A 23,650-nucleotide genomic window follows, 5' to 3' on the forward strand; every position below is an offset into this window, starting at 1 on the left:
ATTTTATTTGTTAGACTTAAAGTCTCTCAAAGGATGTCCAGTGTAAATTTGTCTAGGTCTTCCGATTGGTTCCTTGTTTTCACGCATTTCTTTCCATTGTGCGATCCAGCCCGGTAATCTACCAATAGCAAACATTACTGTAAACATATCAGTTGGAATTCCTAAAGCTCTGTAAATAATTCCAGAGTAAAAGTCAACGTTTGGATATAAGTTTCTTGATTTGAAGTACTCATCTTCAAGAGCAGCAGCTTCTAATTTCTTAGCAATTTCTAAAATCGGATCATTAACACCTAAAGTTTCTAAAACTTCTTTAGCTGCTTTTTTTATGATTTTTGCTCTTGGATCAAAGTTTTTATAAACTCTGTGTCCGAATCCCATTAAACGGAAAGGGTCGTTTTTATCTTTTGCTTTTGCTAAGAATTTATCCGTATCACCACCATCTTTGTTGATTTCTTCTAACATTTCAAGAACAGCTTGATTTGCTCCACCGTGAAGTGGTCCCCAAAGTGCAGAAACTCCTGCAGAAATTGAAGCGAATAAACCAGCATGGGATGAACCAACCATTCTTACTGTAGATGTAGAACAGTTTTGTTCGTGATCTGCATGAAGAATGAATAATTTATCTAAGGCATCAACAACAACTGGATTTGCTTTGTAAGGTCCTGTAGGCAATTGAAACATTAATTGCATAAAGTTCTCTACATACCCTTTGGTGTTGTCGTAATAATTCAACGGATAACCCATTGATTTTCTATATGTCCAAGTAGCTATTACAAGAAATTTTGCCATTGTTTTACAAATAGCTTCATACATTTCTTTTTCATTGTCAACGTTTACCGCTTTTGGATTAAATGCTGTTAAAGCACTGGTCAAAGCAGATAAAACGCCCATTGGGTGAGCTGTTTTTGGAAATCCATCAATGATATTTTTCATCTCTTCGTTTACCAAAGTATGCTTTTTAATATCATTTTCAAATTGCTCTAATTGTTGAGCTGTTGGCAATTCACCAAAAATTAAAAGATAAGATACTTCTAAAAAGTTTGCTTTTTCAGCTAAGTCTTCGATTGAATATCCTCTGTAACGCAAAATTCCTAATTCTCCGTCTAAGAAAGTGATTTCACTTTTGCAAGAACCAGAATTTTTATAACCTGGATCAATTGTAATAACGCCAGTTAAATCACGTAATTTGTTAATATCGATAGCTGATTCATTTTCGCTTCCCGTGATTACAGGAAGTTCAATTTTTTGACCATCTACTTCTAATGTAGCTATTTTTGACATAATATATCGGAAATAATTCTTTAAAATAATAATTTATCAAATCTAAGGAATTTAAGACTAATTAAAAAAAGAATACTGCTATGAATTTGTTAAAACTCCAAAAAAAAACCATCCGTAAAAACGAATGGTTTTAAATCTGTGTATAACTCTTACAATTATTTGATTTTGAAAGCATTTAACCCTGGAAAATAAGCAGTACTTCCTAATTCTTCTTCAATTCTTAATAATTGATTGTATTTTGCCATACGATCAGAACGAGAAGCTGAACCTGTTTTAATTTGACCACAGTTTAAAGCTACAGCTAAATCAGCAATAGTATTATCTTCTGTCTCTCCTGAACGGTGAGACATTACTGAAGTATAACCTGCATTTTTAGCCATATTTACAGCTGCAATAGTTTCAGTTAAAGTTCCAATTTGGTTTACTTTTACTAAAATTGAATTTGCAATTCCTTTTTGAATACCAGTAGATAAACGCTCTACGTTAGTAACAAATAAATCGTCACCCACTAATTGAACTTTATCACCAATTTTATCAGTTAAGTATTTCCATCCATCCCAGTCATCTTCGTACATACCATCTTCGATAGAAATAATTGGATATTTAGCAGCAAGTTCAGCTAAATAATCAGCTTGCTCTTCAGAAGTTCTGATTTTTCCAGTTTCACCTTCAAATTTAGTATAATCGTATTTTCCGTTTACATAAAATTCAGATGCAGCACAGTCAAGAGCAATTACAATTTCGTCTCCAAAAGAATATCCAGCTTTTTCAACTGCTAATTTAATAGTATCTAAAGCATCTTCTGTACCACCTGCCAAGTTTGGTGCAAAACCACCTTCGTCACCTACAGCAGTACTTAAACCTCTGTCGTGCAATACTTTTTTCAAACTATGGAATATTTCAGTTCCCATTTGCATCGCGTGAGTGAATGAAGTTGCCTTTACAGGGAAAATCATAAATTCCTGGAATGCAATAGGCGCATCAGAGTGAGAACCACCATTGATAATGTTCATCATTGGAACAGGCAATGTATTAGCAGAAACTCCACCAACATATCTATACAATGGTAATCCAAGTTCGTTAGCAGCAGCTTTAGCAGCAGCCAAAGAAACTCCTAAAATAGCGTTAGCTCCTAACTTAGATTTGTTTGGAGTTCCGTCTAAATCAATCATCAATTGATCGATAGTGTTTTGTTCAAAAACAGAAGTTCCAACTAACTCTTCAGCAATAACAGTATTTACATTATTCACCGCGTTCAAAACTCCTTTTCCTAGATAAGCTTTACCTCCATCACGTAATTCAACAGCTTCGTGCTCTCCAGTTGATGCTCCAGATGGAACAGCAGCTCTTCCTAAAACTCCATTTTCAGTTACTACATCAACTTCAATAGTAGGATTACCTCTAGAATCAAAAATTTGTCTTGCGTGAACTTTTATTATAATACTCATTATTTTTGTTTTTTATTAATAAATTATAAATATTTTTCGAAATTATAAAAATATTTAATACTAAATACGTTATTTAATAATTAAATACCTTTATTTATTAACTACATCGTTTTAGCAGAAGCCACTTTTATGTTCTCTACAAACTGATCGAACAAATATGAAGAATCGTGTGGACCAGGACTTGCTTCCGGATGATATTGTACTGAAAAACAATTCTTATTTTTCATGCGCATTCCTGCAACAGTACCGTCATTCAGGTGCAAATGCGTAATCTCTAAATCCGGATGATTATCTAACTGCTCCTTATTAACAGCGAAACCATGATTCTGAGATGTAATTTCACCTTTACCAGTAATTATATTTTTTACCGGGTGATTTATACCACGGTGTCCATTAAACATTTTATAAGTTTGAACTCCATTTGCCAAAGCAATTACCTGATGTCCTAAACAAATCCCAAACAATGGCTCGTCATTAGCCAAAATTTCTTTAGCAATTTCAATAGCTCCAAAAAGAGGATCCGGATCTCCAGGTCCATTTGACAAGAAATATCCATCCGGATTAAACTCCGCCAGATCTTTATAAGTTGAATTATAAGGAAACACTTTTATGTAACAATCTCTTTTTGCAAGATTTCTTAAGATGTTCTTCTTTATTCCTAAATCTAAAGCTGAGATTTTATAAGTAGCATTTTCATCTCCAAAAAAATAAGGTTCAGTTGTTGAAACTTTAGAAGCCAACTCTAAACCTTCCATGTTTGGAACATTCGCTAATTCTTTTTTCAAATCCTCAATTGAAGTTCCGTCTGTACAGATAACAGCATTCATAGCTCCGTTATCACGTATATAACTCACAAGAGCCCTGGTATCCACATCTGAGATACAGATTAAATTCTGTTTCGTAAAATAATCTTCCAAACTTCCAGAAGCCAATTCACGAGAATAATTAAAACTGAAGTTTTTACAAACTAAACCAGCAATTTTTATACTATCTGATTCAATCTCTAAATCATTAACACCATAATTTCCAATGTGTGCGTTCGTTGCAACCATTATTTGCCCAAAATATGAAGGATCTGTAAAAATCTCTTGATATCCGGTCATTCCAGTATTAAAACAAACTTCACCAAAAGTTTTACCGCTAATTCCGATAGATTTTCCGTGAAAAATAGTTCCATCACTAAGTAATAAAATGGCGCTTTGTCGTGTCGTGTATTTCATTCTTAAATTTGTATTGTTTTTTTTATCGTCCGATGGAATCAGGTCAACCCTCTCCATTTGTAATTAGATATTTTGCAAATTTACTTCTTTAAAAGAGTGCTACCAAGATATTTTAAAAATTTCATTCATAAAAATAAAACCGTACGATTGAAATAAGTTAAAAATTGCATTCTCTAAAAAAAAAAGCAAAAAAAAAAGGATAAACTAAAAATTAGCTTATCCTTGATTTTTATAGAATCATTACTTTCATAATTATTCAGCAGCTTCAGTAGACGCTTCTGGTTCAGCAGCAGGAGCTTCAGGAGTATCCTCAGCTTTTTTTGCTTTACCACCACGACGGCTTTTTGCTTTTTTAACTTCTTTTTTACCTCCATTGTAAAGTTCATTGAAATCTACAAGTTCGATCATTGCCATATCAGCATTATCTCCTAAACGATTTCCAACTTTAATGATACGAGTGTATCCACCTGGACGGTCTCCAACTTTAGCAGCTACGTCTCTGAACAAGTCAGTTACCGCATATTTGCTACGTAAGTAAGCAAAAACAATACGACGATTGTGAGTCGTATCTTCTTTTGATTTTGTGATTAAAGGCTCAACGAATTGTTTAAGCGCTTTAGCCTTAGCAACAGTAGTGTTAATACGTTTGTGCTCAATAAGAGAACAAGCCATATTAGCTAACATAGCTTTTCTATGTCCAGTCTGTCTGCTTAAGTGATTGAATTTTTTTCCGTGTCTCATTGCTATTTTAAATTTAATCCGCCGTGGCGGATTGAATTATTCTTTATCTAATTTGTATTTAGCTAAGTCCATTCCGAAAGTTAAATTTTTAACTGCTACAAGTTCATCTAGCTCTGTTAAAGATTTTTTACCAAAATTACGGAATTTCATTAGGTCATTTTTATTGAACGATACTAAATCACCAAGTGTATCAACTTCAGCCGCTTTCAAGCAATTTAATGCTCTCACAGATAAATCCATATCAACAAGCTTAGTTTTAAGCAATTGTCTCATATGCAATGACTCTTCATCATACGATTCTGTTTGTGCAATTTCGTCAGCCTCGAGTGTAATTCTTTCGTCAGAAAACAACATGAAGTGGTGAATTAAAACCTTTGCAGCTTCAGTAAGAGCATCTTTTGGATTAATAGATCCATCAGTTTTGATTTCAAAAACTAATTTTTCATAATCTGTTTTTTGCTCTACACGGAAGTTTTCAATTGCATATTTTACATTTTTTACCGGAGTAAAAATTGAATCTGTAAAAATGGTTCCAATTGCAGCATTCTGTTTTTTGTTCTCCTCAGCAGGAACATATCCTCTACCTTTTTCGATAGTTAAATCGAAGTTCAATTTGATTTTAGAATCTAAATTACAGATAACAAGGTCTGGATTCAAAACTTGGAAACCTGAAATAAATTTCTGAAAATCACCTGCTGTCAATTGATCTTTACCAGAAACAGAAATTGTAACTGCTTCATTATCGATATCTTCAATTTGACGTTTGAAACGTACTTGTTTAAGATTAAGGATAATTTCGGTAACATCTTCAACAACACCTGAAATAGTAGAAAACTCATGATCTACACCTTCGATACGAACAGATGTAATTGCATAACCTTCTAATGCTGAAAGCAAAACTCTTCTAAGTGCATTACCAACTGTCAATCCGTAACCAGGTTCTAAAGGTCTAAATTCGAATTTACCTTCAAAATCGGTTGAATCGATCATGATAACTTTATCGGGCTTTTGAAAATTAAATATTGCCATAAATTTCGACTAAGTCAATTATTATTTGTTGTACAACTCTACGATTAATTGTTCTTTAATGTTTTCTGGAATTTGAAGTCTTGCAGGTACAGAAACAAAAGTTCCTTCTTTAAGATCATTATTCCAAGTAATCCATTCATAAACATGACTTGAATTTGATAAAGAACGTTCGATAGCTTCTAAAGATTTAGATTTTTCACGAACTGCAACTTTATCACCAGGTTTAAGGTGGTAAGAAGCGATATTTACAACTTCACCATTAACAGTAACGTGTCTGTGAGAAACTAATTGTCTAGCACCTCTTCTAGAAGGAGCGATACCCATTCTAAAAACAACGTTATCTAATCTTGCCTCACATAATTGTAAAAGAACTTCACCAGTAACACCTTTAGTAGCTGATGCTTTTTTGAATAAATTTCTGAATTGTTTTTCTAAAATTCCGTAAGAATATTTAGCTTTTTGCTTTTCCATTAACTGAACAGCATACTCAGATTTTTTACCTCTTTTTTTAGCCATCCCGTGTTGTCCAGGTGGGTAATTTCTTTTTTCGAAAGATTTGTCATCTCCGAAGATTGCTTCGCCAAATTTACGAGCAATTCTAGTTTTAGGACCAGTATATCTTGCCATTTCTAAAAAATTAAATTTAAGGTAGAGATTATGAATTCAGGTCAAATCCTTCGATAATCTATATTCTACCTTGTTATACTATAATAAATAAATTAAACTCTACGTCTTTTTGGAGGACGACATCCGTTGTGAGGCATTGGAGTAACGTCGATAATCTCAGTAACTTCAATTCCACCGTTATGAATAGAACGGATAGCAGACTCACGTCCGTTTCCTGGTCCTTTTACATAAACTTTCACTTTTTTAAGTCCTGCCTCAAGAGCTACTTTACTACAATCTTCTGCTGCCATTTGAGCTGCGTACGGAGTATTCTTTTTAGAACCTCTGAAACCCATTTTACCAGCTGAAGACCAAGAAATAACTTCACCTTTCTTATTTGTCAAAGAAATGATAATGTTGTTGAAAGTGGCAGAAATATGAGCTTCACCCGTTGATTCAACGATAACTTTACGTTTTTTTGCAGTTGCTTTAGCCATATTACTTATTATTTAGTTGCTTTTTTCTTGTTAGCAACAGTTTTTCTTTTACCTTTTCTTGTTCTAGAGTTGTTTTTAGTTCTTTGTCCTCTTAACGGAAGACCAGATCTATGACGGATACCTCTGTAACAACCAATATCCATTAAACGTTTGATGTTCAAAGAAACTTCAGAACGTAATTCTCCTTCAATTTTGTAAAATGAAACTGCATCACGAATCGCTCCGATCTCGTCATCATTCCAATCTTGAACTTTTTTGTCTTGGCTAACTTGAGCTTTTTCTAAAATCTCAATAGCTCTACTTCTTCCTAATCCAAAGATATAGGTAAGTGCTATAACACCTCTTTTATTTTTTGGGATATCTACCCCTGCTATTCTTGCCATAATTATCCTTGTCTTTGTTTAAATCTAGGATTCTTTTTGTTTATTACGTACAATCTCCCTTTTCTACGCACAATGATGCACTCGGGACTTCTCTTTTTTACTGATGCTCTAACTTTCATAGTGAATATCCTTTAATATCGATAAGTAATTCTTGCTTTTGACAAATCATAAGGACTCATTTCTAGTTTCACTTTATCACCAGGTAATAACTTGATGTAATGCATACGCATTTTACCAGAAATATGAGCAATTACAATATGTCCATTTTCTAACTCTACACGGAACATTGCATTTGACAATGCTTCAATGATTGATCCGTCTTGTTCTATTGCTGATTGTTTTGCCATAAATATATTAAGCTACTGCTTTTCTATTTTTACCAGTCTTCATTAAACCATCATAATGTTTGTTTAACAAGTATGAATTGATTTGTTGAATAGTATCTATTGCAACTCCAACCATAATTATTAATGAGGTACCTCCAAAAAACATTGCCCAAGATTGTTGTACATCCATAATACTTACAACAATAGCTGGGAACACAGCAATCAAAGCAAGGAATAAAGATCCTGGGAAAGTTATTAAAGACATCACTTTATCTAAAAAGTCTGAAGTTTCAGCTCCTGGACGAACGCCCGGAATAAAACCACCACTTCTTTTTAAATCATCAGCCATTTTGTTAGTAGGTACAGTGATTGCAGTATAGAAGAATGTAAATACAATAATTAAAGTTGCAAATACAAAATTATACCAGAAACCAAACATATTACTAAATGCACCAACAATAGATTGTGATGTATCTGATTTAGACAATCCAGCTACAGCAGCAGGGATAAACATAATTGCCTGAGCAAAAATGATTGGCATAACTCCGGCAGCATTAAGCTTAAGAGGAATCCATTGTCTATTACCACCTGCTAAATCTTGCTCGTAATCTCCAGTTGTAGTACGACGAGCGTATTGAACCGGAATTCTACGTACTGCCATTGTAAGCAATACACAAGAAATGATAACCAATAACCACACAATAATTTCAATAACTAATAACATTGGACCACCATTGTTATTGGTAACTCTCGAAGAAAACTCCTGCATGAAAGCCTGAGGTAATCTCGCTAAAATACCAACCATAATCAATAATGAAATTCCATTTCCAATACCTTTATCTGTAATCTTTTCTCCAAGCCACATAGCAAAAATTGTACCTGTAACTAGGATAATAACTGACGAGAACAAAAATTCAGGAGAATTAAAGCCTAGTAAGAATGCACTACCAGGCAATGTTCTGTATAAATTATAGATATAAGTTGGACCTTGAACCAGTGTAATAGCTATAGTCAACCAACGAGTGATTTGGTTAATCTTTTTTCTACCACTTTCTCCATCGTTTTGAAGTTTTTGTAAGTAAGGAATAGCAATTCCCATTAACTGAACAACAATAGATGCAGAAATATAAGGCATAATACCTAAAGCAAAAACTGAAGCTTTAGAGAAAGCACCTCCTGTAAACATGTCTAAGATAGATCCTAGACCATTTTTAGTTTGTCCCGCTAAACCAGTTAATTGAGTTGCGTCAATCCCCGGAAGCGTAACGTGTGCACCAAAACGATATACCAAAAGCAGTCCTAATGTAATTAAGATTCTGTTTTTCAGTTCTTCGATTTTCCAAACATTACTTATTGATTCAATAAATTTCTTCATCTTAATAGATAAGTTATATTGTTACAGCTTCTCCTCCAGCAGCTTCAATAGCAGCTTTTGCAGTAGCAGTAAATTTGTGGGCAGTTACTTTTAATTTTGCTTTCAATTCTCCTCTACCTAAAATCTTAACGATTTCATTTTTGGTAGCCAGACGGTTTGCAACGAAATCTGTCATAGAAACAGAATCAGTAATCACACCATTGTCTACTAATAATTGAAGCGTATCTAAATTAACACCTTCGTATTCTTTACGATTGATGTTTGTGAAACCAAACTTAGGCACACGTCTTTGAAGTGGCATTTGCCCTCCCTCAAAACCAATCTTTTTAGAATAACCAGAACGAGATTTTGCTCCTTTGTGACCTCTAGCAGCAGTGCCACCTTTTCCAGAACCTTCTCCTCTACCTAATCTTTTATTTTGATTGTGTGTTGACCCTTCAGCTGGTTGTAAGTTACTTAAATTCATAACAGTATTTGTTATTTAGCTTCTTCGACAGAAACTAAGTGTTTAACTTTGTTTATCATCCCAAGGATAGCAGGGTTTGAATCATGCTCTACAACTTGTCCCATTTTACGTAGACCCAAAGCTTCCAAACCTCTCTTTTGAGAAAGAGGACAGTTGATTTTGCTTCTTACTTGTTTTACTAATAATTTAGCCATAATTTCCTTGAATTAACCTTTAAAAACTTTTTCTAAAGAAACACCTCTTTGTTTTGCAACAGTGTGAGCGCTTCTCATTTGTAATAAAGCATCAAAAGTTGCTTTCACTACGTTATGAGGATTTGATGATCCTTGAGATTTAGATAATACATCGTGAATACCAACTGATTCAAGAACTGAACGAACAGCTCCACCAGCAATAACTCCTGTACCATGAGAGGCAGGAATTAAGAATACACGTGCACCACCAAATTTACCTTTTTGTTCGTGAGGAACTGATTGTCCATTCAAAGGAATTTTTACTAAATTTTTCTTAGCATCTTCTACTGCTTTCGCAATTGCTTCAGAAACATCTTTAGATTTTCCTAATCCGTGACCCACCACTCCATTTTCATCACCTACAACTACAATAGCAGAAAAACCGAAAGCTCTACCACCTTTTGTAACTTTAGTAACACGATTAACACTTACCAGACGATCTTTAAGTTCAAGACCACTTGGTTTTACCAATTCTACATTTTTGTATTTAGACATAATATATTAGAATTTAAGTCCAGCCGCTCTTGCGCCTTCTGCTAATGATTTAATACGACCGTGATATAAATAACCTCCTCTATCAAAAGTGATGGTATCAATCCCAGCTTTTAACGCTTTTTCAGCAACTAGTTTTCCAACAGCAGCAGCTACTTCAACGTTAGTACCTTTTCCTATTTCTTTTTCTCTTGAAGATGCAGCTAATATAGTAACTCCATTTACATCATCAATAAGTTGAGCGTAAATTTCTTTGTTACTTCTAAATACAGATAGTCTTGGGTTAGCAGCAGTACCACTAATCGATTTTCTAATTCTGAATCTAATTCTCTGTCTTCTATCAGATTTTGTTAATGACATAATCTTATTTTTTAAGCTGATTTACCTGCTTTTCTTCTTAATACTTCACCCACAAATTTAACACCTTTTCCTTTGTATGGTTCTGGCTTACGGAAACCTCTGATTTTCGCAGCAACCTGACCTAAAAGTTGTTTATCAAATGATGTTAATTTTACGATAGGGTTTTTACCTTTTTCAGATATTGTTTCTAAAGCTACTTCCGGAGCAATTTCTAAAACAATATTGTGAGAATATCCAAGAGCTAAATCTAATTTCTGACCTTGGTTTGAAGCTCTATAACCAACTCCAACTAATTCTAGTTCTTTTGTAAAACCTTCATTTACTCCAACAATCATGTTATTGATTAATGATCTGTATAATCCGTGTTTTGCTCTTTGGTCTTTATGATCAGACGATCTTTCAACTTGAACCTGATCGCCTTCAACTGTTACAGTTACGTCCGAAAACTCCTGAGTTAGTTGACCTTTTTTTCCTTTTACTGTAATAATACCGTCTTTAACTTCTACAGTTACGCCAGCAGGGACTACAATTGGGCTTTTACCTATTCTTGACATCTTATTTAGTCTTTAAAATTAGTATACGTAACAAATTACTTCACCACCTACATTTAATTGTTTCGCTTGTTTTCCAGTCATAAGACCTTTTGAAGTTGAAACAATAGCAATTCCTAATCCATTAAGGATTCTTGGTAATTTGGCAGCACCTGCATATTTACGTAAACCAGGTTTACTAATTCTTTGGATATCTTTAATTACAGGCTCTTTAGTATCTTTATCATACTTTAAAGCGATTTTGATTGAACCCTGAACAGTGTTGTCCTCAAATTTGTAACTCAAGATATAACCTTGATCAAATAAGATCTTAGTTATTTCTTTTTTTAGATTAGAAGCTGGAATTTCAACAACTTTGTGGTTTGCAGCCACAGCGTTACGAACTCTAGTCAAATAATCTGCAATAGGATCTGTATACATATGTATTTGATTGCGATTATGGTTTTCGGGAGGCACTCGCCTCCCGAACCTTTAATCAATTAAAATTATTTTTTGGTTTGCAAAAGTAGTAACTTATTGCGAGATTACCAAGAAGCCTTTTTAACTCCAGGAATTAATCCATTATTAGCCATCTCACGGAAAGTTACACGTGAAATACCGAATTGACGGATATACCCTCTTGGTCTACCTGTTAATTTACAACGATTGTGCAAACGAACTGGTGAAGCATTTTTAGGTAATTTTTGTAAACCTTCAAAATCTCCAGCTTCTTTCAAAGCTTTTCTTTTCTCAGCATACTTTGCTACCGTTTTCTCTCTTTTAACCTCGCGGGCTTTCATTGATTCTTTAGCCATGTCTTAATTCTTTTTAAAAGGTAATCCTAATTCAGCCAATAATGACTTTGCTTCCTTGTCTGTTTTTGCAGTAGTAACAAATGTAATATCCATTCCTGAAATTTTGTTTACTTTGTCAATATCAATTTCCGGGAAAATGATTTGCTCTAAAACTCCAAGATTGTAATTACCTCTTCCGTCGAAACCAGTAGCTTTGATACCACTAAAATCTCTAACGCGTGGCAAAGCAGAAGTAATAAGTCTATCTAAAAACTCATACATTCTTTCACCACGTAAAGTAACTTTTGCTCCAATAGGCATCCCTTTTCTCAATTTGAATGACGCAACGTCTTTCTTTGAAATTGTAGATACTGCTTTTTGTCCAGTGATCTTTGTCAACTCATCAACTGCATAGTCAATAAGTTTTTTATCAGATACAGCTGCACCAACTCCACGGCTCAAAACGATTTTTTCAAGTTTTGGAACTTGCATTACGTTTGTATATCCGAATTCCTCTTTAAGAGCAGAGATTACTCTACTCTTATATTCTTCTTTTAGTCTAGGTGTATATGCCATTACTATAGTACTTGATTAGATTTTTTTGAAAATCTTACTTTCTTATCTCCTTCTACTCTAATACCAACTCTAGTTGTTTCCTTTGTTTTAGGATCAATTAGTGAAATGTTAGATATTTGTATAGAAGCTTCTTTCTTAACGATACCACCTTGAGGGTTTTTAGCACTTGGTTTTGTATGTTTCGAAACCATGTTTACACCTTCAACTATCGCTTTATTTTTCTCACGGTAAACACGTAAAACTTTACCTTCAGCACCTTTATGGTCTCCAGCAATAACTCTTACGATATCTCCTGATTTTATTTTTAGCTTTATCATCTTAAAACGAATTAAAGCACTTCTGGTGCTAATGATACAATTTTCATGAATTGTTTTTCACGAAGTTCTCTTGCTACCGGACCAAAAACACGAGTTCCTCTCATTTCCCCTGCAGCGTTCAAAAGAACACATGCATTATCATCGAAACGGATATAAGAACCATCAGCTCTTCTCACTTCTTTTTTGGTACGTACAACAACTGCAGTTGAAACAGCTCCTTTTTTAACGTTACCGTTAGGAGTTGCATCTTTAATAGATACTACAATCTTGTCACCAACAGAGGCATACCTTCTTTTGGTACCTCCTAAAACACGGATAGTTAAAACTTCTTTTGCTCCCGTGTTATCTGCTACTTTTAGTCTTGATTCCTGTTGTACCATAATTATTTAGCTCTTTCTAAGATTTCAACTAATCTCCAACATTTTGTTTTACTTAAAGGACGCGTTTCGCTAATTCTTACAGTATCTCCAATGTTACAGTCGTTTGTTTCGTCGTGTGCAACGTATTTCTTTGTTTTCAACACGAACTTACCGTATAATGGGTGTTTTACTTTTCTTACTTCAGCAATAACAATAGACTTATCCATTTTATTTGAAGTAACAACACCTATTCTTTCTTTTCTTAAATTTCTTTTTTCTTCCATCTTTCAGCAGAATACAATTATTGTAACTCTCTTTTAGTTAACTCTGTAGCCAATCTTGCAACTGTTCTTCTTACACTTCTAATTTGAAGTGGGTTCTCAATTGGAGAAATAGCGTGAGCCATTTTTAGGTCAGCATATATTTTCTTAGTTTGACTAAGTTTTTCTTGCAACTCCGCTGCAGAAAGATCTTTTATTTCTGATTGTTTCATAATATAAATTTAATTATGCTTCGAAATCTCTAGCAACGACGAACTTAGTTTTTACTGGAAGCTTTTGAGCTGCAAGACGTAACGCCTCTTTTGCAACTGATAAAGGAACTCCTCCAACTTCAAACATAATTCTTCCGGGTTTAACAACGGCAGCCCAATATTCAACGGCACCTTTACCTTTACCCATACGTACCTCAAGAGGCTTCTTAGTAATTGGTTTGTCTGGAAATATTTTGATCCATAATTGTCCTTCTCTCTTCATGAAACGAGTTGCAGCAATACGCGCAGCTTCGATTTGACGAGACGTTAAGAACATTCCATCTTCATGTACAGATTTAATACCAAACATTCCATTAGAAAGTTCATGCCCTCTTTGAGAGTTACCTTTCATTTTACCTTTCTGTACCTTACGGTATTTTGTTCTTTTAGGCTGTAACATTTTTCTTTAGTTTAAAAATTTACTTTCTTTTACGAGCGTCTGGTTTTCCACCTTTATTAAAAGGCTTTCTGTCTCCTCTCGGAGAATCGCCACCTTTACCACCACCAGTTCCAGATTGTTTTTTATCCATTCCTGCAAGTGGAGAAAGATCTCTCTTTCCATAAACTTCACCTTTCATGATCCATACTTTGATACCCATTCTACCGTAAGTAGTGTGAGCTTCAGCCAAAGCATAATCAATATCAGCTCTGAAAGTTGATAGAGGAATTCTACCTTCTTTGAAACCTTCTGAACGCGCCATCTCAGCACCATTCAAACGACCAGAAATCAAAACTTTGATACCTTCAGCGTTCATACGCATAGAAGCAGCAATAGCCATTTTGATTGCACGTCTGTAAGAGATACGGCTTTCGATTTGACGAGCGATGCTTGTCGCCACAAGATAAGCATCTAATTCAGGTCTTTTAATTTCAAAGATGTTGATTTGAACCTCTTTGTCAGTAACTTTCTTAAGTTCTTCTTTTAACTTGTCTACCTCTTGTCCGCCTTTTCCGATAATGATACCAGGTCTAGCAGTAGTGATAGTAACGGTTACAAGTTTCAAAGTTCTCTCGATGATTACTTTTGATACACTAGCTTTTGATAAACGAGCGTGGATATACTTTCTGATTTTGTGATCTTCGGCAAGTTTATCACCGTAATCATTTCCACCATACCAGTTTGAGTCCCACCCTCTGATGATACCAAGTCTATTTCCAATTGGATTTGTCTTTTGTCCCATGCTGCTTAAGAATTGCTTTGTGTGTTATTGATAGCTCCAAGCACGATTGTTACGTGATTAGAACGTTTTCTTATTCTGTGTGCACGACCTTGTGGAGCTGGACGAAGTCTTTTCAACATCATTCCACCATCTACTCTGATCTCTTTAACAAATAATCCAGCTTCTTCTAAATTACCTTCACTATTTTTTTGCTCCCAGTTGTTGATTGCAGATAATAATAGTTTCTCTAATTTTCTTGAAGCTTCTTTAGAACTGAATCTTAAGATGTTAAGTGCTCTTTCTACCTTCTGACCTCTTACCAAGTCCGCTACTAAGCGCATTTTTCTAGGTGAAGTAGGGCAGTTATTCAATTTTGCGAAAGCAATAGACTTATTAGCCTCTTTTCTCGCATCTGCTGTTTCTCTTTTACGAACTCCCATTGCTTCTTATTTTTTACCTTTATTTTTTGCTCCAGCATGACCTCTAAAAGATCTAGTTGGTGAAAACTCTCCTAATTTGTGACCTACCATGTTTTCTGTTACGTAAACTGGTACAAATTGACGACCGTTATGAACTGCGATTGTTTGTCCAACGAAATCCGGAGTAATCATAGAAGCTCTAGACCAAGTCTTTACTACACTATTTTTACCACTTTCTACGTTTTCCTGAACTTTCTTGTCTAACTTATAATGAACGAAAGGTCCTTTTTTTAATGAACGTGCCATATCTTATTATTTCTTTCTACGTTCTACGATATACTTGTTACTCGGGTTTTTCTTAGAACGAGTTCTATAACCTTTTGCTGGTATTCCATTTCTTGAACGTGGATGTCCACCAGAAGAACGTCCTTCTCCACCACCCATTGGGTGATCAACAGGGTTCATTGCAACAGGTCTTGTTCTAGGTCTTCTTCCTAACCATCTTGTTCTACCAGCTTTTCCTGATACAACTAATTGGTGGTCTGAATTAGAAACAGCTCCAATTGTAGCCGAACAAGTTAACAAGATCAATCTTGTTTCACCAGATGGCATTTTAATTGTAGCATATTTTCCATCTCTTGCCATTAATTGAGCAAATGTACCAGCCGAACGAGCGATTACTGCTCCTTGACCTGGACGTAACTCAATACAAGAGATTACAGTTCCTAAAGGAATTCTGCTTAAAGGCAATGTATTACCAATTTCCGGTTGAGATTCTGGACCAGAAACTAATTTCTGACCAACCTTCAATCCGTTTTGAGCAATTACATAAGTTTTCTCACCATCAGCATAAGCTAATAAAGCGATAAATGCAGTACGATTTGGATCGTATTCGATTGATTTCACTGTAGCCGGAATTCCGTCTTTAGTTCTTTTGAAATCAATAATACGATATCTCTGCTTGTGACCACCACCCGTATAACGCATGGTCATCTTTCCTTGACTATTTCTACCTCCAGAGTTTTTTATCGGCGCTATCAAAGAGCGTTCCGGCTTATCAGTTGTAATGGCGTCATAACCATTCACAACTCTAAATCGCTGACCTGGGGTAATAGGTTTTAATTTTCTTACTGACATTTTTCTATCTTAGATATTGTTGTAAAAATCAATTGTTTCTCCTTCTTGTACTTGAACAATCGCTTTCTTAATTGCATTTGTCTTTCCACTGATCAAACCACTTTTAGTGTATTTTGTAGTTCTATCCGGTCTTACGTTCATCGTGTTAACTGAAACGATAGTTACTCCATAAGCAGCTTCAATAGCTTTCTTAATTTGAACTTTGTTTGCTTTTTTGTCAACAACGAATCCGAAGCGGTTTAAAACTTCACTTTCTTTGGTTACTTTTTCTGTTACTATAGGTCTAATTATGATACTCATATTCCTATTATTTGCTTAAATTTTCTTCAATTAACTCCAAAGAACCTTCTAAAAGCACTAAATTGTTAGTGTTTAAAATAGCGTAAGTGCTTAATTCTGAGCTAGTTACGACATTAGAAGCCTTTAAATTGCGTGAGGACAAATATACATTTTTATTCGACTCTCCCAACACAAATAGAGATTTTTTATTTTCTAACCCTAAAGCTTTCAAAACGTTAATGAAATTTTTAGTGTTTGGCGCTTCAAAATTAAAGTCTTCAAGAACGATGATATTCGCCTCTTTTGCTTTGATTGAGAAAGCTGATTTTCTAGCCAATCTTTTCAAAGATTTATTCAATTTGAATGAATAACTTCTTGGTCTTGGTCCGAAAACTGTTCCACCACCTTTAAACAATGGATTCTTAATACTTCCCGCACGAGCAGTACCAGTTCCTTTTTGTTTTTTAATCTTACGTGTACTTCCTGTCACTTCAGCTCTTTCTTTAGCTTTGTGAGTACCTTGTCTTTGATTAGCAAGATATTGCTTAACATCAAGGTATACAGCGTGATTGTTTGGTTCAATTGCGAATACTGAATCAGAAAGTTGAACTTTTCTTCCAGTATCTTTTCCGTTGAAATCTAATACTTTTACTTCCATTACTTCTGAATGATTACATAAGAGTTTTTATGTCCAGGAACACATCCTTTAATAACAAGTAGGTTCTTTTCAGCAACTACTTTTAAAACTCTAAGGTTTTGTACTTTTACATTATCTCCTCCCATTCTTCCAGCCATACGCATTCCTTTGAATACTCTAGATGGATAAGAAGAAGCTCCCACAGAACCTGGCGCTCTTAAACGGTTATGTTGACCATGAGTTGCTTGACCAACACCACCAAATCCGTGACGTTTTACAACACCTTGAAAACCTTTACCTTTAGATACACCTTGTACATCTACAAATTCTCCTTCAGCAAAAATAGAAACATCAATAAGATCTCCTAATTTTTGTTCAGTTGCGAAATCTTGGAATTCAACGACTTTTTTCTTAGCAACAGTTCCAGCTTTTTTAAAGTGACCTACAGCCGCTTTAGTAGAATGTTTCTCGTTTTTGTCATCGAAACCTAGTTGCAACGCTTCGTACCCGTCAACACCTTTGGTTCTGACTTGGGTAACAACACACGGCCCAGCCTCGATTACTGTACAAGGAATGTTTTTCCCGTTTTCGTCGAAAATACTAGTCATGCCGATTTTTTTACCAATTAACCCAGACATAAATATTAATTATTAATTACTAAAATTCCCTTCAATTTGAAAATAACAGAAATTTCCAAACAGGGAGTGCAAAAGTAGACATTAAAATCGAATATACCAAACAGTTACAAAAATTAAATTGCTCATTATCAAAATCAAACGATCACCATAACCCTCTTCAGATTAAAATTTATACGAAAAAATAAATTTACGTTTCTTAATCTCGAGCGATATCTTTCTTAACATTTACATAACTGACAATAGAAAAAACATCGGCAACACCCTAAATAAAAGACATTTCACTTAAAACGCTTACACCAAACCTCAAAAATAAAACACCGCGAAAACAAAAACCCAGACTCCAATAGAAACAAAAAAGCGAGACATTTCTGTCTCGCTTTTTTTTATAAAATATAACAAAAAATTATACTTTTATCTCTACTTCAACTCCACTTGGCAATTCAAGTTTCATTAATGCATCAATAGTTTTAGATGAAGATGAATAAATATCAATCAATCTCTTGTATGACATTACTTCAAATTGCTCTCTCGCTTTTTTGTTAACGTGCGGAGAACGTAACACAGTGAAAAGTTTTTTGTGAGTTGGCAACGGAATTGGACCTGTTACAACTGCTCCAGTAGTTTTTACTGTTTTTACGATCTTTTCAGCAGATTTATCTACCAACATGTGATCGTAAGATTTTAGTTTTATTCTGATTTTTTGACTCATTTTCTTAAGAATTAAGCGTTACCTTTTGCTTTTTTAATTACAGCTTCTGAAATATTAGAAGGTGTTTCTGCATAGTGAGAAAACTCCATTGTTGAAGTTGCTCTACCAGAAGATAATGTTCTTAATGTTGTTACATATCCAAACATTTCTGATAAAGGCACATCAGCTTTAATAGTTTTAGCACCGTTTCTGTCACCCATGTCATTTACCTGACCTCTACGACGGTTGATATCACCAACGATATCTCCCATGTTTTCTTCAGGAGTAATAACTTCCATTTTCATGATTGGCTCCAAAATAATCGCACCAGCAGCTTTAGCTACTTCTCTATAACCCATTCTAGCAGCTAACTCAAAAGAAAGCGCATCAGAATCGACAGGGTGGAAAGATCCGTCCGTCAAAGTTACTTTTAAACTATCCACTTGGTAACCTGCCAATGGACCAGTTTTCATAGCTTCACGGAAACCTTTTTCTACAGAAGGGATATATTCTTTAGGAACGTTACCACCTTTTACTGCATTAATAAACTGTAATCCAACAGGAACTTTACCGTCAACTTCGTCAGCTGGCTCTAGTGTAAATACGATATCACCGAATTTACCACGACCTCCTGATTGTTTCTTGTAAGTTTCTCTGTGTGTAGCAGTTCTTGTAAACGCTTCTTTATATTCAACCTGAGGCTCACCTTGGTTTACTTCAACTTTAAATTCACGTTTCATACGATCTACAAGGATATCTAAGTGAAGCTCACCCATACCTGAGATAATAGTTTGCCCTGAAGCCTCATCTGTTCTAACAGTAAATGTTGGATCTTCTTCAGCTAATTTAGCCAAAGCCATACCCATTTTATCAACGTCAGCTTTAGTTTTAGGCTCAATTGCAATACCAATTACCGGTGCAGGGAATTTCATAGACTCAAGAATAATTGGGTGTTTTTCATCACACAATGTATCTCCAGTTTTGATATCTTTAAATCCAACAGCAGCTCCAATATCTCCAGCCTCAATATATTCGATTGGATTTTGTTTGTTAGCGTGCATTTGGTAGATACGAGAAATTCTTTCTTTACTTCCTGAACGAGTGTTCAAAACATAAGAACCAGCATCTAAACGTCCTGAGTAAGCACGGAAGAAAGCTAAACGACCTACAAATGGGTCAGTAGCAATTTTAAATGCTAAAGCAGCGAACGGCTCTTTTACATCTGGACGACGTAAAATTTTAGTTTGATCTTCTTCTAATAATTCAGCATCATCAGGATGAATTCCTTCGATACCTTCCTTATCCATTGGAGAAGGTAAATATTTACAAACTGCATCTAACATGAACTGAACTCCTTTGTTTTTGAAAGAAGAACCAGCAATCATCGGGATGATAGCCATATCCATAGTTGCAGCTCTAAGAGCATTGTTAATTTCTTCCTCTGTGATAGAATCTGGATCTTCCATATACTTATCAAGCAAGTTCTCATCGTAATCAGCAACTGCTTCAATAAGAATATCTCTATACTCTTTAACTTCAGCAACCATATCAGCAGGAATCTCAACAATATCAAAAGTTGCCCCTTGAGTTGCATCATGCCAAATGATAGCTTGGTTTTTTACTAAATCCACAACACCTTTGAAATCATTTTCTTCACCAATTGGCAAAGTGATCGCAACAGCATTTGATTTCAACATATCACGAACTTGTTGACAAACTGCCAAAAAGTTAGATCCTTGACGGTCCATCTTGTTAACGAATCCCATACGTGGAACTCTATATTGATCTGCAAGTCTCCAGTTAGTTTCTGATTGTGGCTCAACACCATCAACAGCACTAAACAAGAAAACTAATCCATCAAGTACACGTAAAGAACGGTTTACCTCTACAGTAAAGTCAACGTGTCCAGGAGTATCAATAATATTAAAGTGGTAAGGCAATGAGTTTGGCAAAAGCTTACCTTGCTCAGTTGGGAAATTCCACTCACAAGTTGTAGCAGCAGAAGTAATTGTAATACCTCTTTCTTGCTCTTGCGCCATCCAGTCCATTGTTGCAGCACCATCGTGTACTTCACCAATTTTATGTGATTTTCCAGTATAAAAAAGGATACGCTCAGTTGTTGTTGTTTTACCAGCATCAATGTGAGCAGCAATTCCGATATTTCTTGTATATTTTAAATCTCTAGCCATTTCTTACGAATTAAAATCTAAAGTGAGAGAAAGCTTTATTAGCTTCTGCCATCTTGTGAGTATCCATTCTTTTCTTAACCGCAGCACCTTCTTCTTTAGCAGCAGCTAAACATTCTGACGCTAAACGTTGTGCCATAGATTTTTCATTTCTTCTTCTAGAATAAAGTATTAACCACTTCATTGCCATAGAAATTTTTCTGTCTGGTCTAATTTGCATTGGAATTTGAAATGTAGCTCCACCTACTCTACGACTACGTACTTCTACGTGAGGCATAACGTTTGTTAAAGCATCTTTCCAAATTTCTAATGAAGATTTTTCTGAATCTTGCTTTTTAGACTCAATGATGTCAATAGCATCATAAAATACTTTGAAAGCTGTAGATTTCTTACCATCCCACATTAAGTTGTTCACAAAACGTGTTACCAATTGGTCGTTAAACCTCGGATCTGGTAAAAGTGGTCTTTTCTTTGCCGCTCTTTTTCTCATGTCTTTTTTTTAATAAAAAGTTATAGGTTATCCGTTAAATGTTTTGTTATAGAATTAAAACTTTCGCCTCAATCTAACCCTCAACTCCTAACCTCCAACTCTTAACGTTTTAAATTACTTTTTTGCTTCTTTTGGGCGTTTAGCACCGTACTTAGATCTTCTTTGCGTTCTTCCTGCAACTCCTGACGTGTCAAGCGCTCCACGAACGATATGATATCTAACACCTGGTAAATCTTTTACCCTTCCGCCTCTAACTAATACTATCGAGTGCTCTTGTAAATTGTGTCCTTCTCCAGGGATGTAAGCATTCACTTCATTACCATTTGTCAAACGTACACGCGCAACTTTACGCATTGCAGAGTTTGGTTTTTTTGGTGTAGTAGTGTAAACACGCGTACAAACCCCTCTTCTTTGAGGACAAGAATCTAAAGCAACCGATTTACTCTTCTTAGTTATCTGAGTTCTTCCTGTTCTTACTAATTGTTGAATTGTTGGCATAATTAATACTAAAAATTTATTATGTATATTAAATTCCCGCTTTTTACGGGGTTGCAAATGTATAAAATATTTTTCACTATACAAACGTTAATTCATTAATTTTCAATAACATTATTTAAGCTTATGATTTTACAAACAAACAATAGATATTTGCAATACATTTAATAAACGAAACAATTGCATTTGAAACAGTTATTTTACATATTTTTTCTTAGCACATGTTTGGGTTGTTATGCCCAAAATTTTCACTTAAAAATAAACGGGATAAATGATAATGAAAATCAAATCATTGACTCGATAAAATACAAGACAAAACACCCAAACATCAAATCATTATATAACGAAATAAACAACGCCTCTCAAAAGCTCTCAAAAAAAGGCTATTTAGATAATAAAATCATAGAAATCAATAAGATAAATGACAGCACCTACCAATCAATTATCAGCCTAGAAACAAGAATCAAAAAGATACATATATATATAGGTATAAAAAATCCGTTTTGTAATTCAGCTGATGCAAAAAATGACACGATAATTATCCCGTACGAAGACACTGAAAACTATTTAAATCAAAAAATAATTGAGGCAGAAAAACAAGGTTACGCGTTAAGCAAGATAAAACTGGAAAACATCCGAAGAGAGAATTTGATAATTTTTGCCGATCTAAATTTCAAATCAGAAAAAAAACGACAGGTAAATTCCATTATTCTAAATTACGCAAATAACAGTGAAAAGAAAAATTTCCCAAAAAGCCATTTAAAACAGCTCAACAAAAAATACATCAACAAAACTTTCAATCAGGAAATAACCACAGAATTATATAATGAAATTAACAACTTTGAATTTGTAACTCAAACTAAATTCCCGGAAATATTATTCACCAACGATTCTACTAAAATTTACATCTATCTTGACAAAAGAAAAGCCAACACCTTTGACGGATATATCGGATTTTCTAACGACGAAAATAAAAAAGTAATTCTTAACGGATACTTAGACGTCTCATTAATCAACATACTACATTCAGGAGAGCAATTTTCATTGTATTGGAAAAGTGATGGCAATCAACAAAAGACCTTCAATACAAAACTTGAAATACCATACATATTCAAATCACCATTAGGAGTAAAAGCTCAATTAAATATTTTTAAACAGGATAGCACTTTTCAAAATACAAAAACAGGAATCGACCTAGGCTATTACATAAATTACAATTCAAAAATTTATGCAGGATATCAATCTACAGAATCAAGTGATATTCAAAACATCAATAATGCAACAATTTCCGATTTTAAAAACTCGTACATAACTTCAAATTACGAATTTAAAAAAATAGACAACTTTAACAATCTACTTCCAAAAAAGGCAAATATAAACTGCACGATTGGCTACGGGAAAAGAAACACAAATAACAATTCAGAAACAGCAGGGTCCGTTAAACAATTTTACATCAACCTCAATGCATCTTATAATTTCGAGCTAAATGAGAAAAATTTCATTAACATAAATTCACAAAATTTTTATCTCGATAGCAAAAACTACTTTTCTAACGAATTATTTCATTTTGGCGGAATGAACTCCATAAGAGGCTTTTTAGAAAACAGCTTACAATCAAATTTCAATTTACTTATTCTTACAGAGTATCGTTATAAATTTTCAAAAAACATGTACGCAAACACAATTGCCGATTACGGGTTATACCAAGACTTAACAGCAACAATCAACCCTAACAAGATTAAAAAATTAATAGGATTTGGAATTGGATCTGTACTTCAAACACCGAACGGACTACTTAAGATAACTCTCACAAATGGAAGTACAGATTTACAAGACATGCAATTATATAACACTATCATAAACATATGTTATAATGTTAAATTTTAATCTTTAATTAAAAAAAAAAAAAAATCACTAGGAAAGTTAACAAATTATTAAGAGTTTTGCGATACTAAT

36 protein-coding genes are annotated in these 23,650 nt (G+C 34.4%); 1 reads left to right on the forward strand and 35 read right to left on the reverse strand.

The window, feature by feature from the left end; translation table 11 throughout:
- Window positions 1-3: 3 nt before the first annotated feature.
- The 35 genes from J2X17_RS15650 to rpsL all read right to left on the reverse strand — a co-directional run bounded on the left by J2X17_RS15650 (window position 4) and on the right by rpsL (window position 21,697).
- Entirely contained in the window at window positions 4-1,281 is a 1,278-nt protein-coding gene (locus tag J2X17_RS15650; protein ID WP_310300017.1) for a citrate synthase, read from the reverse strand.
- A gap of 155 nt (window positions 1,282-1,436) precedes the next feature.
- Complete coding sequence (gene eno / locus J2X17_RS15655) at window positions 1,437-2,729, reverse strand: phosphopyruvate hydratase (protein ID WP_310300020.1); 1,293 nt, start codon at window positions 2,727-2,729, stop codon at window positions 1,437-1,439.
- 101 nt (window positions 2,730-2,830) lie between these two features.
- On the reverse strand, window positions 2,831-3,949 hold the full coding sequence (gene carA, locus J2X17_RS15660; protein WP_310300170.1) for a glutamine-hydrolyzing carbamoyl-phosphate synthase small subunit: 1,119 nt from the start codon (window positions 3,947-3,949) through the stop codon (window positions 2,831-2,833).
- A gap of 252 nt (window positions 3,950-4,201) precedes the next feature.
- Window positions 4,202-4,690, reverse strand: coding sequence for a 50S ribosomal protein L17 (gene rplQ / locus J2X17_RS15665; RefSeq protein ID WP_310300023.1), 489 nt, complete (start codon window positions 4,688-4,690; stop codon window positions 4,202-4,204).
- Window positions 4,691-4,726: 36 nt separating this feature from the next.
- Window positions 4,727-5,719 (reverse strand): DNA-directed RNA polymerase subunit alpha, encoded by a 993-nt coding sequence (locus tag J2X17_RS15670; protein ID WP_026109818.1) that lies wholly within the window; start codon window positions 5,717-5,719, stop codon window positions 4,727-4,729.
- A 21-nt stretch (window positions 5,720-5,740) separates the two neighbouring features.
- Window positions 5,741-6,346, reverse strand: a complete 606-nt coding sequence (rpsD, locus tag J2X17_RS15675) for a 30S ribosomal protein S4 (RefSeq protein ID WP_026982953.1) — start codon at window positions 6,344-6,346, stop codon at window positions 5,741-5,743.
- 92 nt (window positions 6,347-6,438) lie between these two features.
- Window positions 6,439-6,822, reverse strand: coding sequence for a 30S ribosomal protein S11 (gene rpsK / locus J2X17_RS15680; RefSeq protein ID WP_007803677.1), 384 nt, complete (start codon window positions 6,820-6,822; stop codon window positions 6,439-6,441).
- Between the two features lie 8 nt (window positions 6,823-6,830).
- The gene (rpsM, locus tag J2X17_RS15685) at window positions 6,831-7,205 is read right to left on the reverse strand and encodes a 30S ribosomal protein S13 (RefSeq protein WP_007803675.1); all 375 of its coding nucleotides are present in this window, start codon (window positions 7,203-7,205) and stop codon (window positions 6,831-6,833) included.
- A 2-nt stretch (window positions 7,206-7,207) separates the two neighbouring features.
- A complete protein-coding gene (gene ykgO / locus J2X17_RS15690; RefSeq protein WP_072945378.1) occupies window positions 7,208-7,324 on the reverse strand; it encodes a type B 50S ribosomal protein L36 in 117 nt (38 codons plus the stop codon).
- 12 nt (window positions 7,325-7,336) lie between these two features.
- Entirely contained in the window at window positions 7,337-7,552 is a 216-nt protein-coding gene (gene infA / locus J2X17_RS15695; RefSeq protein WP_007136545.1) for a translation initiation factor IF-1, read from the reverse strand.
- A gap of 7 nt (window positions 7,553-7,559) precedes the next feature.
- Window positions 7,560-8,906, reverse strand: coding sequence for a preprotein translocase subunit SecY (secY, locus tag J2X17_RS15700; RefSeq protein WP_310300029.1), 1,347 nt, complete (start codon window positions 8,904-8,906; stop codon window positions 7,560-7,562).
- Window positions 8,907-8,919: 13 nt separating this feature from the next.
- Complete coding sequence (gene rplO, locus J2X17_RS15705; RefSeq protein ID WP_026982954.1) at window positions 8,920-9,372, reverse strand: 50S ribosomal protein L15; 453 nt, start codon at window positions 9,370-9,372, stop codon at window positions 8,920-8,922.
- Window positions 9,373-9,383: 11 nt separating this feature from the next.
- Window positions 9,384-9,566 carry a 50S ribosomal protein L30 gene (gene rpmD / locus J2X17_RS15710; protein WP_017495010.1) on the reverse strand — a complete coding sequence of 61 codons (183 nt, stop codon included), beginning with the start codon at window positions 9,564-9,566 and terminating at the stop codon, window positions 9,384-9,386.
- Window positions 9,567-9,578: 12 nt separating this feature from the next.
- Window positions 9,579-10,103 carry a 30S ribosomal protein S5 gene (gene rpsE, locus J2X17_RS15715; protein ID WP_085950926.1) on the reverse strand — a complete coding sequence of 175 codons (525 nt, stop codon included), beginning with the start codon at window positions 10,101-10,103 and terminating at the stop codon, window positions 9,579-9,581.
- A gap of 3 nt (window positions 10,104-10,106) precedes the next feature.
- Window positions 10,107-10,457: a 50S ribosomal protein L18 gene (rplR, locus tag J2X17_RS15720; RefSeq protein WP_031456035.1), complete on the reverse strand. Its 351-nt coding sequence runs from the start codon at window positions 10,455-10,457 to the stop codon at window positions 10,107-10,109.
- 11 nt (window positions 10,458-10,468) lie between these two features.
- A complete protein-coding gene (gene rplF / locus J2X17_RS15725) occupies window positions 10,469-11,011 on the reverse strand; it encodes a 50S ribosomal protein L6 (protein ID WP_310300033.1) in 543 nt (180 codons plus the stop codon).
- Between the two features lie 18 nt (window positions 11,012-11,029).
- Entirely contained in the window at window positions 11,030-11,428 is a 399-nt protein-coding gene (gene rpsH, locus J2X17_RS15730) for a 30S ribosomal protein S8 (RefSeq protein WP_007803657.1), read from the reverse strand.
- Window positions 11,429-11,532: 104 nt separating this feature from the next.
- Window positions 11,533-11,802, reverse strand: a complete 270-nt coding sequence (rpsN, locus tag J2X17_RS15735; RefSeq protein WP_007803655.1) for a 30S ribosomal protein S14 — start codon at window positions 11,800-11,802, stop codon at window positions 11,533-11,535.
- Between the two features lie 3 nt (window positions 11,803-11,805).
- Window positions 11,806-12,357: a 50S ribosomal protein L5 gene (gene rplE / locus J2X17_RS15740; protein WP_017495015.1), complete on the reverse strand. Its 552-nt coding sequence runs from the start codon at window positions 12,355-12,357 to the stop codon at window positions 11,806-11,808.
- A gap of 2 nt (window positions 12,358-12,359) precedes the next feature.
- Window positions 12,360-12,674, reverse strand: a complete 315-nt coding sequence (gene rplX, locus J2X17_RS15745; RefSeq protein ID WP_007803650.1) for a 50S ribosomal protein L24 — start codon at window positions 12,672-12,674, stop codon at window positions 12,360-12,362.
- Between the two features lie 11 nt (window positions 12,675-12,685).
- Window positions 12,686-13,054, reverse strand: a complete 369-nt coding sequence (gene rplN, locus J2X17_RS15750; RefSeq protein ID WP_007803649.1) for a 50S ribosomal protein L14 — start codon at window positions 13,052-13,054, stop codon at window positions 12,686-12,688.
- Between the two features lie 2 nt (window positions 13,055-13,056).
- Window positions 13,057-13,317: a 30S ribosomal protein S17 gene (rpsQ, locus tag J2X17_RS15755; protein ID WP_007803646.1), complete on the reverse strand. Its 261-nt coding sequence runs from the start codon at window positions 13,315-13,317 to the stop codon at window positions 13,057-13,059.
- A 17-nt stretch (window positions 13,318-13,334) separates the two neighbouring features.
- Entirely contained in the window at window positions 13,335-13,526 is a 192-nt protein-coding gene (gene rpmC / locus J2X17_RS15760) for a 50S ribosomal protein L29 (RefSeq protein ID WP_007803639.1), read from the reverse strand.
- Between the two features lie 13 nt (window positions 13,527-13,539).
- The gene (gene rplP / locus J2X17_RS15765; RefSeq protein ID WP_007803637.1) at window positions 13,540-13,965 is read right to left on the reverse strand and encodes a 50S ribosomal protein L16; all 426 of its coding nucleotides are present in this window, start codon (window positions 13,963-13,965) and stop codon (window positions 13,540-13,542) included.
- 19 nt (window positions 13,966-13,984) lie between these two features.
- A complete protein-coding gene (rpsC, locus tag J2X17_RS15770) occupies window positions 13,985-14,746 on the reverse strand; it encodes a 30S ribosomal protein S3 (RefSeq protein WP_007803635.1) in 762 nt (253 codons plus the stop codon).
- Window positions 14,747-14,751: 5 nt separating this feature from the next.
- Complete coding sequence (rplV, locus tag J2X17_RS15775; protein ID WP_007803631.1) at window positions 14,752-15,165, reverse strand: 50S ribosomal protein L22; 414 nt, start codon at window positions 15,163-15,165, stop codon at window positions 14,752-14,754.
- A gap of 6 nt (window positions 15,166-15,171) precedes the next feature.
- The gene (rpsS, locus tag J2X17_RS15780) at window positions 15,172-15,450 is read right to left on the reverse strand and encodes a 30S ribosomal protein S19 (RefSeq protein WP_012022488.1); all 279 of its coding nucleotides are present in this window, start codon (window positions 15,448-15,450) and stop codon (window positions 15,172-15,174) included.
- Window positions 15,451-15,456: 6 nt separating this feature from the next.
- Window positions 15,457-16,281: a 50S ribosomal protein L2 gene (gene rplB / locus J2X17_RS15785; protein WP_007803623.1), complete on the reverse strand. Its 825-nt coding sequence runs from the start codon at window positions 16,279-16,281 to the stop codon at window positions 15,457-15,459.
- 9 nt (window positions 16,282-16,290) lie between these two features.
- Window positions 16,291-16,581 carry a 50S ribosomal protein L23 gene (rplW, locus tag J2X17_RS15790; protein ID WP_007803621.1) on the reverse strand — a complete coding sequence of 97 codons (291 nt, stop codon included), beginning with the start codon at window positions 16,579-16,581 and terminating at the stop codon, window positions 16,291-16,293.
- 7 nt (window positions 16,582-16,588) lie between these two features.
- Complete coding sequence (gene rplD, locus J2X17_RS15795) at window positions 16,589-17,218, reverse strand: 50S ribosomal protein L4 (RefSeq protein WP_026982957.1); 630 nt, start codon at window positions 17,216-17,218, stop codon at window positions 16,589-16,591.
- Window positions 17,218-17,835: a 50S ribosomal protein L3 gene (rplC, locus tag J2X17_RS15800; RefSeq protein WP_026982958.1), complete on the reverse strand. Its 618-nt coding sequence runs from the start codon at window positions 17,833-17,835 to the stop codon at window positions 17,218-17,220. Before rplC ends, rplD begins: the two co-directional genes overlap by 1 nt.
- A gap of 403 nt (window positions 17,836-18,238) precedes the next feature.
- On the reverse strand, window positions 18,239-18,544 hold the full coding sequence (gene rpsJ, locus J2X17_RS15805) for a 30S ribosomal protein S10 (protein ID WP_007803605.1): 306 nt from the start codon (window positions 18,542-18,544) through the stop codon (window positions 18,239-18,241).
- An 11-nt stretch (window positions 18,545-18,555) separates the two neighbouring features.
- Window positions 18,556-20,712: an elongation factor G gene (fusA, locus tag J2X17_RS15810; RefSeq protein ID WP_026982959.1), complete on the reverse strand. Its 2,157-nt coding sequence runs from the start codon at window positions 20,710-20,712 to the stop codon at window positions 18,556-18,558.
- Between the two features lie 10 nt (window positions 20,713-20,722).
- The gene (gene rpsG, locus J2X17_RS15815; protein WP_007803600.1) at window positions 20,723-21,199 is read right to left on the reverse strand and encodes a 30S ribosomal protein S7; all 477 of its coding nucleotides are present in this window, start codon (window positions 21,197-21,199) and stop codon (window positions 20,723-20,725) included.
- 114 nt (window positions 21,200-21,313) lie between these two features.
- Window positions 21,314-21,697 carry a 30S ribosomal protein S12 gene (gene rpsL, locus J2X17_RS15820; protein ID WP_007136570.1) on the reverse strand — a complete coding sequence of 128 codons (384 nt, stop codon included), beginning with the start codon at window positions 21,695-21,697 and terminating at the stop codon, window positions 21,314-21,316.
- A gap of 183 nt (window positions 21,698-21,880) precedes the next feature.
- On the opposite strand from rpsL, the gene J2X17_RS15825 reads away from it, so the two are divergent.
- On the forward strand, window positions 21,881-23,581 hold the full coding sequence (locus J2X17_RS15825; protein ID WP_310300046.1) for a BamA/TamA family outer membrane protein: 1,701 nt from the start codon (window positions 21,881-21,883) through the stop codon (window positions 23,579-23,581).
- Window positions 23,582-23,650 lie beyond the last annotated feature (69 nt).

Origin of the sequence: Flavobacterium aquidurense (assembly GCF_031458035.1) — a bacterium.
Lineage (GTDB): Bacteria > Bacteroidota > Bacteroidia > Flavobacteriales > Flavobacteriaceae > Flavobacterium > Flavobacterium aquidurense_C.